Raw genomic sequence first — 17,369 nt, forward strand, 5'->3', positions numbered from 1 at the left:
GGCGGCAAACTTGTCGCACTGGCGCTTCCGGACACGCGGCTGCCGCCGTCCGGAGATGCCCGGCATTTCCCATGCTCAATCCTTCCTGCCGAGGAAGCTGTCGATCTCGGTGCGGAGCCGTTCTGCATTACGGGACAGCTCACCGGCGGCGTCGAGGACCTGCCGGGCTGATTCTCCCGTTGAGAGCGTGGCCTGAGAGACCGTCTCGATGTTCTTCGTGACATCCTCTGTACCCGTCGCAGCTTCCTGGACGTTGCGTGCAATGTCGTCGGTCGCCGTGCGTTGCTGTTCCATGCCCACCGAGACCGAGTTCGAAATCTCCGACATCTTCCGGATGGTGCCGGAAACGTCGTCCAGCGACTTCACCGCCCCCTCTGAACCGGACTGGATGGCCTCTATCTGCCTGGTGATCTGTTCGGTGGCGCCGGCGGTCTGGCCGGCGAGCTGCTTGACCTCGTTGGCAACGACGGCGAAGCGCTTCCCTGCCTCCCCGGCGCGGGCGGCCTCGATCGTGGCGTTGAGCGCCAGGAGATTGGTCTGCGCGGCGATGTTGTTGATCAGTTCGACGATCTCGCCGATCTTGCTGGCGGTTTCCGCCAGTTTCGCCATGACCGAGCCGGTCTGTTCCGCTTCCTCCACGGCCATCGTGGCGATCTTCGCGGACTCAGCCACCTGGCCGGTGATCTCGGCGATGGAAGCGGCCAGTTCCTCCGTGGCCGAGGCAACAGTGTGAACGTTCATCGATGCCTGCTGCGATGACGCGGCGACCACGGAGCAGCGCTCCGAGGAGCTGTTCGCCGCATCGGACAGTCCGGTCGCAGTCGAATCCAGCTCCGTGGCGGCGGAGGCCACGATGTCAACGACCTCCTTCACGCGGTTCGCCATTTCCACCTGGTCGGTGATGACGGACCACGAGAGCATCGGGCCCGCATAGCCGCCGTCCGCGTCCCGGATCGCCGACACCTTCAGATCGAGATGCTCGTCACCCAGGCGAATGCGCGCCTTCCATGGCAGGTTCGCAGGATCCCTCAGGATACGCCGCTGATGCTCGGGGTTCTTGTGGAAGACATCGATCGACGCGCCGACAAGCTGGTCGGCCTTGATGGAGACCAGGTGCTCCAGCCGACGGAGAGTTTCCAGACTGGTCCTGCTGGCGTAGGTGACCGTGAAGTTTTCCGGCTCGCACATCATCACGTTCAGCGGCAGGGCATCGAGCATCTGGCGGTAGCGGTCGCGTTCGGCCTTGACCGTTTCGTAGTCCTCGACCGGCTCCGGATCAGCCGGCGGACGGCCGGCGCCGCCCTTCGCGCCGCGGCGGTAAATCATGTTCAGCATGACGGGCTCCTTCGACCTGATTTTCCATGTCGAAGAATGTCCCGCCCCGATGACGCTGAAAATTTGCCAGAGGACCTATCGGGACACCGGACTTGCGCCTATGCCCATCGGCCTAGGGAAGTGCGCCGGTCGGGCATGACGTCTATGTCCCGGGTTCGCTTCCCAATCCGTACCGGTCGCGGGCGATGGCGATGGCCTCGGTGCGGTTGGTGGCGCCGAGGGCGTCGAGGATGTTGGAGACGTGAATCTTGACCGTGCCGACGGACAGGCCGAGTTCGTAGGCAATCTGCTTGTTGGCCTTGCCCAGCGCGATCATGCGCAGCACGTCGACCTGCCTGGGCGTGAGCGGCAGAGCCGGAGACGCCGCCGGCGCCGGGCCGCCCGTCCCGCCCTCCTCGTGCATGGACTCCAGCGCAGTCAGCGGCACGTAGACACCGCCGTCGAGCACGAGGCGGATGGCGGCCATCAGAGTATGGCCGTCGGCGCTCTTCGGAATGAAACCGTCCGCGAGATCGGGCAATATACTGCGCACGATCTGCGCGCTCTCCAGCGCCGAAAAGACAAGGACCCTTGTCTGGGGGCAACGGGCGCGCAGCATCTGCAGTTCCCTGCGCCACTCGCCGTCCGGCATCTTCAGATCAGTGATCACCAGGTCGGGCGGCCCGCCTTCGGAATACACGCCCTCCAGGCAGCGATAACAATCGGCCTCCACAATCTCGGCGTCCGGATAGGCCTGGGAAAGCCGCAATGTCAGCCCCAGACGCACCATCTCATGGTCGTCGGCGACGATCAGTCTCATCCTGTGGGTTCTTTGGCCGGCCCCGGCCCCGGCAGGGTGCGGCATCATCGCAGACATAGATTGCCCCCTGCAGCCCTCGGCTTGGTCTTGTTCATTCCGAGCATCCAGACATCCATGATGATGATTCTATACTTGGATGAACAGGTCGTTAACCCTGTCCGCCAAAGATTTCGCCCTTCGATTGTCTTCCATCTTGAACGCGGATCCTTGCAACTCCTCAACGGACTGGCGGTCGTTTTCGATGAATCGGCTTGCGGGCAACGGACGACAGTTTGCATGAGGACATATATCCAGTTTCAGAGGCGACGACGCGAAGACTCTTTGCCAGAATACGCAACGCTCCGGCCGCGCGAACGCCCGCTTCGTACGCTGCCGGTCGGGGCGCGGTTCACCGGTCCGTCCATGTCAGGCGGCGGCGTTCAGGGATCGGCAAAGCAGCGTGAAAGAAGGCATGCACAAGCAATTCAACGAGTCACGTCTCCTGGCCGCGGCCGGCCACGACCTGCGTCAGCCATTGCAGGCGATGCAGTTGTTCGCCAGTACGCTGTCCGCTTCGCCCATGGAGATGTGCAGGGAGATCGGCCGCAACATCGAGTGCTCGGCGCGCGAATTGGGCTACATGTTCGACGTTCTCTTCGACATGTCGAAGCTGGAAACGGGCGCCATCGAGCCGGAAATTGTCTCGACGCCGCTCGCCGCAGTGGTCGGACAGGTGCTGGACGAAATCGGTCCGGCGCTGACGGACCGTGGCGTGGCGTTGCGCGCCGAATTGCCGGAGGTGTGCGCCTTCACGGACGGCGCGCTGCTGGGCCGAATGCTGCACCATTTGTTGCAGAACGTCGCCGTTCATGCGCCGAGCGGGGATGCGGTGGTGCGCGCCGGGATCGAGAACGGACGCCTGACTCTCTGCGTCGAGGACGACGGTCCCGGTATTCCCGCGGCAATGCGCCAGGCTGTATTCGAGCCCTTCATGCAGGCGCCGCAGGAAGGTGAACGTCCGCAGGGGCTGGGACTCGGACTGACCGTCGTCCGCCGGCTGGCGGATCTGTTGGGACATGAGGTCGTCCTCGGCTCTGGACCCGGCCGTGGCGCGCAGGTTCGGGTGATCCTGGGCGCAGATGAGGCGATGGCGAGAAGTCCCGGCGAGCTTCTTTCAGCTCCAACGTCCCAGTGATGAGCCCCCCTGAACGCGGCATGGCTGATTGCTGGCAGAATCCGGCACCCGGAGGGGCTGGGGCGCGGCCAAAAGGTCGCCCCGTCCGGCCTGTCCCTCAGAACTGGAAGTCGTCGCTGTCCAGGCTGTTGAAATCGACGCCCAGCAGGGCGATCGAGTCGCCCGATCCGTATCCGATCAACGCATTGCCCGACCCGTCGTCACCGATCGCCAGGTCACCGAGGCCCGTCACTGCGAAATCGCCTGAGAAGTCAAGCACGTCGTCGGTGCCTGCCCCGGCCTGGAAATCGGCGACCTGATCCGCGCCATCACCGCTCTGGAAGACGAAGCGGTCGTCGCCCGCGCCACCGGTGAGTGTATCGTTGCCGGCCCCGCCGTCGATCACGTTGATGTTGCCGTCGCCCGTCAACGTGTCGCCGAAATCCGAGCCGATCAGGTTCTCGATCGAGGACAGGAACTCGGTATGGCCGTCATCGACGGCCACGCCGGCGCCCGGTCCGAAGCCGCCGAGCTGGGCGAAGATGCCGGCGCCGCGATCCGAATAGTCCGCCGTGTCCACGCCGGCGCCGCCATTGAGCGTATCCGAAAGATCGCCGCCCTGCAGCGTGTCGTCGCCGTCGCCACCGTCGAGGAGATCGGTGCCATCGCCGCCCAGCAGGGTGTCGTCCGCGCCAAAGCCGTTCAGCGTGTCGTCGCCGGCCCTGCCGTCCAGCAGGTCCGGGCCGGCCGTGCCCTCGATCAGTTCGTCGATGTTCTCCACCGTCACGTTCACCGTCGCCGTGTCGGTCGCACCGTTCCCGTCGGTGACGGTGTAGGTAAAGCTGTCGGCGCCGTCGAAGTTCAGGTTCGGCGTATAGCGGATCTGGCCGCCCTCGATCGTCACCGCGCCGTTCGCGGCGGCGGCCACCGACTGGACCGCAAGCACGTCCAGCGCGTCCACGTCGGTGTCGTTGGCCAGCACGTCGATCAGGATCGAACTGTCCTCGTCCACCGTCACCGCGTCGTCATTCGCGGTGACGGGATCGTTCACGCCCGTCACCCGGACCGTGATCGTCCCCGGATCCGAGACCAGCCCGCTTTGCGTGTCGGTCGCCGTGTACTCGATGGTCACATCGCGGAATTCGCCGACGCCCAGATCCTGGAAGCCGCCCTGCAGGTCGAAGGAGAATTCCGGATTGAAGAAGTTCTCCACCGAGCCTTCGCCTTCCGCGGCCTGACCGGTGATGGCGAGATCCAGGCTGAAGATGCTGCTGGTGCGATCGACCACATCGACGGTCAGCTCTTCCGAAAACAGCCCGGCGCTGTCCTCGGCCACCGTGAAGAACTGATCGGTGATCACCGACGCGTCGGCCTGGCCGGCGATCTCGACGATGGCGAAGCCGTCGCCCTGGATCTCGTCGAAGGTCAGCGTGCGGAAGATGAAGCGGTCGCCTTCGCCCGTCATCTCGAGACGCGACAGCGGCGCGTTGCCGAAAGCCGCCGACAGGTTGGCGTTGAAGTTGCCGCCATCGACCGGAAGGCTCACCGTCCCCAGCGAGTTGCCGTCGGCGTCGAAGCCTTCCAGCCGGACCTGCGCCCCGTCCACCGGCGTCGTGTTGCCGATCGTGCCGATCGAGAGCTGGACGTTGACCGCCAGATGGTCGAAGTCGAAGTCCAGCCGCTCGCCGATGTCGAAGAAGCTCGACGACGAGCCGCCGACCACGCCGATGCCGTTGGAGTTCAGCACGTTGACATTGGCCGAGCCCGTCACCGTCACCCCGTCGAGGTCCAGCGACGGCGTGTTGAAGCTGCCCAGGCTGGAGAGATCGAGGGTCTTGCGGGTCACCACAGCATTGCCGGCCTGATCGCCGTTCGCGTCCTCGACCACGAAGGTGATGACATCGGCGATCGTGTCACCCGCCGCCAGGCCGTCATAGGAGACCTGGCCGTTGAAGCCGCCGAAGTCGGCCACCAGCCCGCCCGAAGGATCGAGCGTGATGCCGTCGCCGACCGCGCCAGTGAAGGTCACGTTCGCACCCGAGGACGCCTCGGCGGAGACGATCCGGAGATCGCTGCCCGTGTCGTTCGCCAGCACGTCCAGCGTCACCGGCACGTTCTCCGTGCCCGTGAAGCCCGTGTCGTTGGCGATCTCGGGGCCGTCGTCGGCGCCGGTGATGGTGATCACCGCCTGGCCGGCGACATCGGCGGTGACGCCATAGGTCAACGAGCCAATGTCGAGGAAGTCGGAGAAGCCGGAGATATGATCGATATCGTCGAAGCGGATCGAGACGCAGCGTTCGCCGTCGGCGGTCTGCACGTTGTGTGCGGTCCAGACCAGACTGGTGCCGCCGAAGGTCTCGCCCTGGTAGACCGCGAACGTGTCCGTCGGCGCCGTGACATCGGCGCCGGCGAAATTCTCCACCGAGAACTCCGACGTGTCGCGAACCGTCTCGACGCCATCCTCGTAGGTGCGCGCCTGCGCAACCCAGTTGAAGCCGCCATTCGGGTTCAGGTGGATGAAGGCGCCGTTCAGCGGCGTGCCGCCGTTCGGGACGAGTTCGCTGCCGGTCCGGACGACCGACTGCGTCGTGCCGGCATCGAAATCGAGCACGAAGAAGAAGCCGCCGTTCGGCACGTCCGGCGGATTGGTGTCGACCGCCTCGAAGTCCGCCGTGTCGTCGGAGACGGCGTAGTCGATGGTAACGGTCTCGCTCTCGCCGGCGTTCAGATCGTCGAACTGCGCCGGATCGATCACCAGTTCGCCCGTCTCCGGATCGACAGTGAAGCTGACGTTCCGCGATCCGTTCGATGAGGCGACCCGGACGTCCTGGACATCCAGATCGTCTCCATCGGCGTCGGAGGCGTTGGCCAGCAGGTCGATCGTGACCGGGGCGTCGTCCTCGGAGACACTACCGGCGTCGACCGGGCCCGAGACGACATGGCGGTCGTCCACCGGATTGACGGTGAGAGCAATGGTTTCAACGGCAGTCAGCGGCCCGCCGGCGCCGGCGTGTCCGAGATCGCTGACAGCGACCTGCAGGATGTCCGTGCCATTGGAATCCGAATCGGGGTTGTAGACAATCGAACCGATGGCGGCGTTCACGTCCGCCAACGCGCCAGTGATCGTCACCGATCCGGTGCCGTCGCCGGCGATGGCAGCGGCGGTGTCGGTCACGTCGATGACGCCATTGATGACCGAAAGCACCGCCTGGACGTCGTTCGCCCCGGCGTCGACGTCCGAGACCGACAGGCCGTCGATCAGCAGTGGCGTGTCCTCGTCCGTGGCGAAAGGATCGGCAGGCACGGTCAGTTCCGCCACCGCGAGCTCGGCGCCGGAAAGCAGGCGCGAGACCACGGCGATGTTGCCGGCGGCCGTCAGCGTGATGTCCGGCGCCTGGCTGTCGTTTACGAAGACCGCCTCGCCGACCCGGTTCCCCGCCGCGTCGAAGCGCTGGACATAGCTGCCGCGGGCAAACGTGTCTCCCGTGTCGAGATCTGTCGCGGCGCCTTCATTGGTGAAGGCGATGGCGAAGCCGCCGTCCGGCAAGGCGAGGACCTCGGAGTCGACCTGGCCCTGGCTCCAGTTGACCACCAGTTCGTCGCCGGTCACCGGGTTGCCGTCGGCGTCGAAGATGCGGAAGAAGTTCTCCCGGTTGGGCAGGGCATTCTCTTCCCAGACCACCACCAGGTTGCCGTTCGACAGTTCCGCGATGGAGGCGGTGAAGTCGAGCAGCGAGTTACCCAGCGCGTTGCTGTCGGCAACGACATCCTCGGCTATCACCGTGCCCGCGTCGTCGACGATGGAGAGGCGGACATTGGTGCCGGTGCCGTCCCCGGGGAAGGCGATGTAGGTGACCGCGTAGCCGCCGCCGGACGTCGCCACGACGTCGGTCGTACCCGGTACGTTGGAGCTCGGGCCCACACGCACAGGTCCCAGCGTCTCATTGCCGTCGGCGTCGAAGCGCTTCGTCATCAGGTCGAGGCCGTCGCGGTAGACCACCACGAATCCGCCGTCCGGTGTCGATGCGATCGCGGCGTTGCCGTCGGTCGAATTGGCGCCGCCCGGCTCTACCTCGATCTCGCCGGTGACCGGCGTGCCGTCCGCATCGAAGATCCGGACCAGCACGTCGTTGCGGCCCTCGACCCACATGGCCGCGATGTTGCCGTTCTCCAGCACCGTCAGATCCTGGGTCGGGTCACCGGTACTGTCCGCAGTCTCGGACGCCAGGAAGCTGGTCGTCAGATTGCCGTCGGCATCGAAGATCGAGACCCGTGAGCCCGCCGTGCCGACATTCTGGTCGATAGTGGCGAAGCCGCCGCCGGGCAGCGCGCCGATGGACATGTCATTGCGCAGGAAGTTGTTGTTGATGCCGGCGAGGCCGCTCGCCTGACTGAAGTCCAGCGCGATCTGATCGTCCGTCCCCGGCAGCAGGATCTCGGGCGCGTCGTTGACTGCGTTCACGGTAACCGCGACCTCGGCTGTGGCCGCGCCGCCATTGCCGTCGTTCACCTCAACGGTGAAGCTGTCGGCGCCGTTGAAATCGACGTCGGGCGTGTAGTCGAACGTGCCGTCGGCGTTGACCGTCACGTTCCCGTTCGCCGGTCCGCCGGACAGCGCGAAGGTCAGATCATCGCTCGCGTCCGGGTCGGTGGCCTGCACCTGGCCCGAGATGGTCGTGTCTTCGTCGCCGCTGACGGCAAGGTCGATCGCCGCCGGGGCGTCATTGACGCCCTGAACGGTGAGCGTCGCCGTCGCGGTCGTTGCCGGCGGGTTGGCCGTGCCCGTCACCCCGCCCACGACCAGCGTGCCGCCCGCATTGTCGGTGTAGTTCAGGCCCGAAAGCACAAGCTCGACCTCGCGCGGTCCGCAGCCGTCATCCAGCGTACCCGTCCACGTGATTGTGCTGTTGGCCATGGAATCGTTGTAGACGACACCCGGTCCGAAGAAGTTGGGGCCGCTGTCGCCCAGCAGGCCTGTGGTGCCGCCATAGCCCTCGATGGACTGCTCTGAGGGGTCCCGGCGCGTCTCGACACCGTCCTCGAAGGTCCGGAACGCCACATGAACATTCGCGTTGTTGGGGTTCAGCGTTATGACCACGCCGTTCTGCGGCACGCTCGACGGACCGGGGAAGGACAGTCCGCCGCCCGGGACATTCAGTTCGAAGCTCAGTTCGCCGGTGTCGAAGTCGAGCACGTAGTAGGCGCCGTTGTTTGGCGAGACCTGGCTGCCGAGCGAGTCGGCGATCGCCCGGTCCTGCTCGAGCACACCATAGCTGACCGTCAGCGTTTCGCTCTCGCCGGCGGCCAGATCGCCGAACTGCGCCGGGTCGATGACCAGCAGGCCGGTCGCGTCATCGACGGCAAAGACCACGTTCCGCGCGGCATTGGAGGAGGCGACGGCGACGCCGGTCGTCGCCAGGTCGTCGCCCTCCGCGTCGCTGGCGTTCGCCAGCAGGTCGACCGTGACAGGTGACTCGTCCTCGGTGGCGCTGCCGCCGCCGACCTCGCCGCTGACGCGCGGCAGGTCGTTGGTCCCGGTGACCGTCACCGACACGGTCTCGCTCGCCGTGCCGCCATTGCCGTCGTCGACCGTGATCTCGTAGTCGAGAACCAGGATCTCGTCACAGGCGAGATGATCGAACAGCGCGTTGTCGGCCGCGAAGCTCCAGTCGACCGCGCCGCCGCTGACGGCCGCGCTCAGGAAGCCGGCCGCCTGAGCCGGCGTGATGCCGCCCGTATTGCCGGTCGCGCCCGCGAACGCGGCGCTCGCGGCATGGCTGTCTCCGGCGTCGACGTCTGTGAAGCCAATGCTGCCGCTGTCGGTCAGCGTTGCCGCCGCGTCCTCGACGACCGCGCCGAGGGCGTCGCTGCCGGGGGCGGGGATGACTGGGGCATCGTTGACGGCGTTGACGATGATGTCGATGGATTCCGAACCCGTCAGCGACCCGCCGGCGCCGGTGTTGCCCAGATCCGAGACGTCGATCTGCAGCGTGTCTTCGCCGTTGAAATCGGCCTCGGGGCTGTAGACGACCGAACCGATGGCGGCGTTCACATCCGCCAGCGCGCCGGTCACGGTGACCGCGCCCGTGCCGTCGCCCGAAATCGTCGCAGCCGTGTCGGAGACATCGAGCACGCCATTGGCGACCGACAGCACCGCCTCGACCTCGCCCGTACCCTCGGCGACATCAATGTCGGAGACGCCGATGCCATTGATGGTGAGGGCGCCATCCTCGTCGACGTCGAATCCCGTGCCGAAGGCCGTCTCCTCGCTCAGCGTCGCGCCGTTGCGCAGCACGCCGTCGAAGCCGTTGCCGGACTGGTCAGCGAAGCTCACGCCGTCGCTGTCATCGAAGGTCCAGTAACCCTCGAGCCCGGCTTCGTCGCCATTGAGCCGTCTGTCCTTCGCGGCTGCGATCTGGGCCTCGGTACGCACAACAGACCAGATCCTGACCTCGTCGATCAGACCGTTGAAGGGATTGTCGCCTGCGTTGAAACCGATGCCCGCGCCCGACTGACCGCTGAAGGCCGGCGAGGCCCCGATCGCCGCCACCTCGACGCCGTCGACATAGAGGCGCGTCACCGCCCCGTCGAAGGTTCCGGCGACGTGCACGAACTGGTCGGTCGGCAATACCGGCCCGCCCACGGGCTGGTAGAATTCCAGACGGCCGTTGAGAAGGCCGAAATAGGGGCTGTCATTGCCGATCTCGAAGATCGTGACATGCCCGCCGCCATGCGATCCGTCGACCCGGATCCAGGCCTCGATGGTGATCGAGTTCTGGAATCCGGCGACCGAGAAGCCGGGAATGCCGGCGCTGGCGCCGCCGGAAACCTGCAGCGCCTTGTTGCCCGACGGCACGCTCACGGCTGGCGCGTCGTTCACAGCGTTCACCGTGACCACGACCTCGGCTGTTTCGGTGCCGCCGTTCCCGTCGTCGACCATGTAGGTGATCGTGTCCGCGCCGTTGAAATCGGCCTCGCCGGTGTAGGTCAGCGTGCCGTCGGCCTCGATCACGACCGCGCCATTGCCGGCGGACGCCGCCGTGACCGTCAGGCTGTCGGAGGCGTCCGGGTCGGTGTCGTTGGCGAGCACGTCGACATTGACCGAACCGTCCTCGTCCACCGTGGCCGTGTCGTCCTGCGCATCCGGGCCGTCATTGACACCGGTGATCTCGACGACGGCCTGTCCGGCGACGTCAGCGGTGACGCCATAGGTCACCGAACCGATGTCGAGGAAGTCGGAGAAGCCCGCAATGTGATCAATCCCGTCGAAGCGGATGGAAACGCAGCGCTCACCGTCCGGCGTCTGCACATCGTGAGCGGTCCAGACCAGGCTGGTGTTGCCGAAGGTCTCGCCCGTCAGGGAAAGGAAGGTTCCGTCCGGCGACGGCTGCTGCGTGCCCGCGAAGTTCTCGACCGTGAATTCGGACAGGTCGCGAATCGTCTCGACGCCATTCTCGTAGGTGCGCGCCTGCGGCCCCCAGTTGAAGCCGCCATTCGGGTTCAGATGGATGAAGGCGCCGTTCAGAGGCGTGCCCCCGTTCGGGACGAGTTCGCTGCCGGTCCGGACCACCGACTGCGTCGTGCCGGCATCGAAATCGAGCACGAAGAAGAAGCCGCCGTTCGGCACGTTCGGCGGATTGGTGTCGACCGCCTCGAAGTCCGCCGTGTCGTCGGAGACGGCGTAGTCGATGGTGACGGTCTCGCTCTCGCCCGCCGCCAGATCGTTGAACTGGGCCGGGTCGAGGATGAGTTCGCCGGATTCCGGGTCGACGGTGAAGCTGACGCTCCGTGATCCGTTCGAAGAGGTGACCGTGACGTTTTCTACATCCAGATCGTCGCCGTCGGCGTCGGAGGCGTTGGTCAGCAGGTCGATCGTGACCGGCGCGTCGTCCTCGGTGACGGACCCGCCATCCACCGGGCCGGAAACGACATGGCGGTCGTCCACCGGATTGACGGACACCGCGACGGTCGCGGTGTCCGTGCCGCCCTGCCCGTCCGAAATCTCGTAGGTGATGGTGTCGGAACCGAAGAAATCGGCGTCCGGCGTGTAGGTGAGCGTGCCGTCGGCCTCGATCGTCACCGCGCCGTTCCCGGCGCTGGCCGAAGTCACCGACAGCACGTCGTTGATATCGGCGTCCGTGTCGTTGGCCAGCACGTCGACATTGACCGTCGTGTCCTCGTCGAGGCTCGCCGCGTCGTCTGCGGCCACCGGCCCGTCATTCAGCCCGTTGATGGTGATGACGAGATCTTCCGCGTCGGTCGCGCCGGCGCTGTCCTCGACCTCGATGCCATAGGTGATCTCCAGGGTCTCTCCCGCGCCAAGATAGGTAAAGAGATCGTCCTCGGCCTCGAACGACCAGTCGACCGCCGCCGGCGCGCCGAGCGAGGAGCTGGTGTTGGCGATGGTGAGGAACGACAGCGCCGCGGCGGCTGTCAGACCGTTGTTCACGCCGGAAATGCTGGCGCCGGTGACCCTGGCCGTGTGGCTTTCGCCGGCGTCCACGTCCGAGAAGACGATGGCGCCCTGGTCGACCAGGCCGTCGACCTCGAAGGCGTAGGCGAGGCTCACGATCTCGTAGACTTCACCGAACTGGTCGCTGCCGATGACGACCGACAGCGCGTCCTCGTTGTTCAGGAAGACGCCCGGATCACCAGAGATGTCGAAGGCCGTGCCGTCACCCTCGACGAGGGTGATCCGGTCCGTCTCGCCCTGCAGGTCGAGATGGATCGAGAAATCCTCCAGCGAGCTTCCGAAGCCGAGTTCCGTGCGGTCATTGGCCGGCGGATTCTCGGGGAAGGCCACGCCCAGGGATCCGTTCGACAGGATCGCGTCGGAGAACAGCGCGCCGATCACCCCATCGGTGGTGAAGAAGGACATGTGCTGGTCGCTGTCGCGGACGCCGAAGAGCATGTCCTGGTCGCCGCCGGCACGCTGGACGACAGCATCGAGATCGATGCTGATCCGCGTACTGGCGCCCACCTCGCCCGCCGCGATGACCGGGATCTCGATCATGGGCAGGCGTGTGACGGCGCCCGTGCCCACATGCAGGACGTCGATCCCGCCCTCGTCGATGACCACCGCGCTGCGCGACGGATCGACGAAGTTCGCCAGCAGATCGTTGGCGTCCAGGCTTGCGGTCCGGGTGAAGCCGACGGTCAGTTCCGACGTCAGGTCGGAGGCGCCGACGTCGATCACCGGCGCATCGTTCACTGCGTTCACCGTGACGGTGACTTCGCCGGTGTCGGCCCCGCCGCGGCCGTCGCTCACCGTGTAGGTGATCGTGTCGACGCCGTTGAAATCCTGGCTGCCGGAATATGTCAGCGTGCCGTCCGCCTCGATGACCACCGTGCCATTGGCGGCGCTGGCTGCCGAGACGCTCAGTTGGTCGCTGTCGAAATCGACGTCGTTGGCCAGGACGTCGATGTTGACCGGGACGTCCTCGTCGGTCGCGCCCGAGTCGTCCGCCGCCTCCGGCCCGTTGTTGGTGCCGTCGGTGAAGAAGGTACCGTCGCCGAACTCCGCAGTCTCGACGCCATCAAGGATTGTGACGCCATCTCGGCCGGGGACCGTATCGGTGATCGTGACCGTGCCGTCATCGTTGAAGATAACGTCATAGTCGTCGGAATCACCGGAGAAGGTGACAGTGTCGACGCCCTCGCCACCGTCGATGACATCGTCGCCCGGCCCGGTCAGGAAACTGTCGTCTCCGCCGCCGCCCAGAAGCGAGTCATTGCCCTCGCCGCCATCGATTGTGTCGTTACCCGCGCCGCCCGCGATCACGTCCGCCCCGGCCCCGCCGGAGAGGCTGTCGGCGTCGTCGCCGCCGTCCAGGCTGTCGTCGCCCGCGCCGCCGATCAGCGTGTCCGATCCGGCGTCGCCCGAGAGGCTGTCATTGCCGTCGCCGCCATCGGCGAAGTCGTCGCCCGCACCAGCGGCGACCGTGTCATCGCCGGAGCCAGCATCGACGGAATCGTTGCCGTCGCCACCATCGACAGCGTCGTTGCCTTCGCCGGCGACAACCGTGTCGTCGCCTGCACCGCCGAGCACGGTGTCGTCTCCGGTTCCGGCATCGACCACGTCATTGCCCGCGCCCGCGTCGACGGAATCCGAGTCCGCGCCCGCATCCACCGTGTCGTCGCCCGCGCCGCCGATCAGCGTGTCCGATCCGGCGTCGCTCGAGAGGCTGTCATTGCCGTCGCCGCCATCGGCGAAGTCGTCGCCCACGCCAGCGGCGACCGTGTCATCGCCCGAACCGGCATCGAGGGAATCGTTGCCCTCTCCGCCATCGACCGAGTCGCTGCCTTCGCCGGCGACAACCGTGTCGTCGCCTGCACCGCCGAGCACGGTGTCATCTCCGGAGCCGGCATCGACCGCATCGTCGCCGTCGCCCGCGTCGACGGAATCCGAGTCCGCGCCCGCATCCACCGTGTCGTCGCCCGCGCCGCCCGCGATGACGTCCTGGCCCGCGCCCCCCGAGAGACTGTCGGCGTCGTCGCCGCCATCCAGGCTGTCGTCGCCCTCGCCGCCGATCAGCGTGTCCGATCCGGCGTCGCCCGAGAGGCTGTCATTGCCATCGCCGCCGTCGATGGCGTTCGCGCCGACATCGCCGGACAGCGTGTCGCCGCCCGAACCGCCGGCGAGGTTCTCGAAACCGATCAGCGTGTCGACGCCGCCCGAGCCGTCGACGCCGGTGGCAGCCCCCAGATCCACGCTGACGCCGGCCGTCTCCTCACTGTAGTCGGCGGTGTCCACGCCGTCGCCGCCGGCCATGAAATCGTCGCCCGCGCCGCCGGAAACTGTGTCGTCGCCGCCATCGCCGAAGATGAAGTCGTCGCCTGCGCCGCCGTCCGCATTGTCCGAACCGTCGCCGCCGAACAGGGAATCGCCGCCTTCGCCGCCACCAAGGATGTCATCGCCAGAATCGCCGAACAGCGTGTCCCGACCGTCGCCGCCATCGAGATCATCCGCGCCGTCCTCGCCGAACAGCCGGTCATCGCCGGCGTCGCCGGCAAGCACATCGTCGCCCCCGCCGCCCTCGACCGTATCGCCGAGCCCGCCGCCCAGGACCGTGTCGTCGCCTGCGCCCGCGTCGAAGACGCCGCCGGCATCATAGCCGGCCTCGGTCGCCTCGCCCGCGTCGGCCGGCAGGGTCACGTGATCGTCGCCGTCGCCCGCCTGGGACGTGTTGCCGTCGTCGTAGTCGAAGATCGTGACATCGTTCAGGTGGACCGTGTCGCCATCCGCCGTGAAGAGCGCATCTGCGTTATCGTTGACCACCGTGACCGCAACCTCGGCGGTATCGGCCAGAAGGCCGTCGCTGATCGTGTAGGTGATCGTGTCGACGCCATGAAAGTTCGGGGCCGGCGTGTAGGTCAGCGTGTTGTCCGGATTGATCGTGACCGCGCCGTGCAGCGCGGAGGCGGCCGTCACGGCGAGCGTGTCGGTCGCGTCGGCGTCGGTGTCGTTGGCGAGCACGGAGACGATGGCCGAACTGTCTTCGGTCACGGTAAGTGCGTCCGCCGCGGCAACCGGACCATCATTGATGCCAGTCACCGTCACCACGACGTCCTCTACGGTGGAGACCGCGCCATGGCCATCGGTCGCCTGCACCTGCACGACGACGTCGCGGCTCTCGCCCTCGGCAAGATCCTGGAAGTCCGCGCCGGGATCGAAGGTGAGCGTCGTGCCCGTGACCGAGGCCGAGCCTCCCGCCGGCGCGCCGACGACCGCGTAGGACAGACTCGTCCCGTCGTCGTCGGAGTCGATATCCGCGCCGAGATCCGAGAGATCCAGAGTGACGGCCGCGCCGTCCTCGTCCGCCGCGAGGGCCGCGCCGGCCAGCGTCGGGCCGTCATTGCCGCCGGTCACGGTGACGACAACGTCCTCGACCGTGGAGACCGCGCCGTGGCTGTCGGTCGCCTGCACCTGCACGACCACATCGCGGGTCTCGCCTTCGGCCAGGTCCTGGAAGTCCGCGCCGGGATCGAAGACGAGCGTGGTGCCGCTGATGGATGCAGCGCCTTCCGCCGGCGCGCCGACGACCGCGTAGGACAGACTCGTCCCGTCGTCGTCCGCATCGACGTCGCCCCCGAGCGCGGCGAGATCGACGGTGATCGCGGCGCCGTCCTCTTCGGCCGAGGCCGCGGTCCCCGCAAGCGTCGGCGCGTCGTTGACCGCGTTGACGGTCAGGCTGACGGTGGCCGTGTCATAGCCGTCGACGCCGTCGAAGACGGTGTAGGTGAAGGAATCCGGGCCGTTGTAGTCGGCGTTCGGCGTGAACAGCACCTTGTTGCCGATGATCGCCACCGTGCCGTTGGCCGGCTGCGTGACCGCGACCACGGTCAGCGCGTCGCCGTCACCGTCGCTGTCGTTGGCCAGCACGTCGATCAGGACCGGCGTGTCCTCGTCGGTCTCGACGAGATCGTCGCCGGCCTCCGGATCGACATTGGTGATGGTGACGTTCAGCGCCTCGAAATTGCGTGCGGTCAGGTCGATCGCCTCGAACTCGAAGCTGTCGTCATTGCGGCCATGCCGCCCCCAGCCCCAGTGCCAGCCGGAATGACCGTTGTCGGCGAGGAAGTCCTCGAAGGCGGCGATGTCGTCGGCCAGCGCGCGGGCCTCGGCCTCCGTCAGGTGCAGGTCCAGCGTGTCGCGACCCTTTCCGCCGTCGTAGACGTCCGTGGCGCCACCGTTCTCCGCCATGACGTAGACCGCGACATCATCGCCGTGGCCGGCGTCGACGGTGTCGTTGCCCGAGCCACCGTCCAGCAGGTCGTCGCCGTGACCGCCGTCCATGCGGTCGTCGCCGCGCTCACCGTCGATGACGTCGTCGCCATGACCGCCGTCGATCGTGTCGTCGAAGGCGGGCAGCGGCCCGTCGAGCACACGGATATCGAGCAGGACGTCGTTGTAGTCGTTGTCGCCGCCGCCCAGCAGATCCTCCCAGGCGGAATTGCCGGCGAGACCGTTGTCGGTCTCGTGGTCGATGCCGTCCCTGTTCAGCGCCGGGTTGGAGAAGAAGATCGTGTCGCGGCCATAGGCGGAATTCAGTTCCCGCCCCCCGGAGACGGCGCGCCAGTCGCCCGAGCCGTCCTGGTGGAAGCTGACGGCGTCGCCGTCGTCCAGACGCCGGTTGCGGTCGCCCCCGTCGGGAATGAGGAAGAAGCCGAGCGAAGCCGCGCCCGCCAGGTCGGCGGCGTCGAGCGTGATGGTCCTGACGTCATCGCCGGCATCGTCATCGGCGCATTTCACGTTGTCGAAGACGATGCGCCCGCCGATCGGATTGCCCGAGGCGTCGGCCAGGTAGAATCCGAAACCGTTGTCGAAGCCGGCGCTGCCACCGATGAGATCGATATCCAGCACCACCGTATCGAGGCCCGTGACATCATAGGTGCCGGCCGCGCCGCGGCTCAGTTCCGATGGTGCCGCGAAATCGGCAAACCCGGCACCGTCACCCTGGATCGTATCGTTGCCATGACCGCCGTCGATCCGGTCGTCGCCCTGACCGCCGACGATCAGATCGTCGCCATGGCCGCCATCGAGCCTGTCATCGCCATCGCCGCCATCGAGGGAATCATCGCCATGTCCGCCATCGACACGGTCATCGCCCGCGCCGGCGGAAACCGCGTCGTCGCCCTTGCCGGCGTCGATCCGGTCCGTGCCCGCGCCCGCATATATGGAGTCGTCGCCCCGGCCGCCATCGACCCGGTCGTCGCCATCGCCTGCATCTATGGAGTCGTCGCCCCGGCCCCCATCGACCCGGTCGTCGCCCGAGCCGGCGGAAATCGCATCGTTTCCATCATCGCCGTCGAGCCGGTCGTCACCTGCGCCACCGTCGATGGTGTCGTCGCCATCGCCGCCCTCTGCGCGATCATCGCCATCGCCGCCGAACAGCATGTCATCGCCGCGACCGCCGTAGAGCCGGTCGTCGCCACCGAGGCCGAGCAGCGTGTCGTCGCCGCCATCCCCCTCAAGCTTGTCGCGCCAGTTGCTCCCAGATAGAGAATCGTCGCCGTCGTTGCGCCGCCCGCGACGCCACCAATTGCCTGCCATCGTGGAGAGCCCCTCTGCTGAGCTCCCCG

General features: G+C 66.8%; 4 protein-coding genes. 1 reads left to right on the plus strand and 3 read right to left on the minus strand.

The window, feature by feature from the left end; genetic code table 11:
* Window positions 1-75 precede the first annotated feature (75 nt).
* Both CWC60_RS09560 and CWC60_RS09565 read right to left on the minus strand, forming a co-directional pair.
* Window positions 76-1,335 carry a methyl-accepting chemotaxis protein gene (locus CWC60_RS09560; RefSeq protein WP_109793757.1) on the minus strand — a complete coding sequence of 420 codons (1,260 nt, stop codon included), beginning with the start codon at window positions 1,333-1,335 and terminating at the stop codon, window positions 76-78.
* 142 nt (window positions 1,336-1,477) lie between these two features.
* The gene (locus tag CWC60_RS09565; protein ID WP_164516463.1) at window positions 1,478-2,134 is read right to left on the minus strand and encodes a response regulator transcription factor; all 657 of its coding nucleotides are present in this window, start codon (window positions 2,132-2,134) and stop codon (window positions 1,478-1,480) included.
* A gap of 451 nt (window positions 2,135-2,585) precedes the next feature.
* On the opposite strand from CWC60_RS09565, the gene CWC60_RS09570 reads away from it, so the two are divergent.
* A complete protein-coding gene (locus CWC60_RS09570) occupies window positions 2,586-3,308 on the plus strand; it encodes a sensor histidine kinase (RefSeq protein ID WP_109793759.1) in 723 nt (240 codons plus the stop codon).
* A 97-nt stretch (window positions 3,309-3,405) separates the two neighbouring features.
* Here the strand turns inward: CWC60_RS09570 and CWC60_RS09575 are convergent, their stop codons facing one another.
* Window positions 3,406-17,340: an Ig-like domain-containing protein gene (locus CWC60_RS09575; protein ID WP_109793760.1), complete on the minus strand. Its 13,935-nt coding sequence runs from the start codon at window positions 17,338-17,340 to the stop codon at window positions 3,406-3,408.
* Window positions 17,341-17,369: the final 29 nt, after the last annotated feature.

The sequence above is a fragment of the Minwuia thermotolerans genome, assembly GCF_002924445.1.
In the GTDB taxonomy this organism is placed as follows: Bacteria; Pseudomonadota; Alphaproteobacteria; order Minwuiales; family Minwuiaceae; genus Minwuia; species Minwuia thermotolerans.

What these genes read in the sequence shown, in the direction of transcription:
- CWC60_RS09570 (WP_109793759.1), top strand. Translation starts at nt 2,586, where the DNA reads ATGCACAAGCAATTCAACGAGTCACGTCTCCTGGCCGCGGCCGGCCAC.
- CWC60_RS09565 (WP_164516463.1), bottom strand. Translation starts at nt 2,134, where the DNA reads ATGAGACTGATCGTCGCCGACGACCATGAGATGGTGCGTCTGGGGCTG.
- CWC60_RS09560 (WP_109793757.1), bottom strand. Translation starts at nt 1,335, where the DNA reads ATGCTGAACATGATTTACCGCCGCGGCGCGAAGGGCGGCGCCGGCCGT.
- CWC60_RS09575 (WP_109793760.1), bottom strand. Translation starts at nt 17,340, where the DNA reads ATGGCAGGCAATTGGTGGCGTCGCGGGCGGCGCAACGACGGCGACGAT.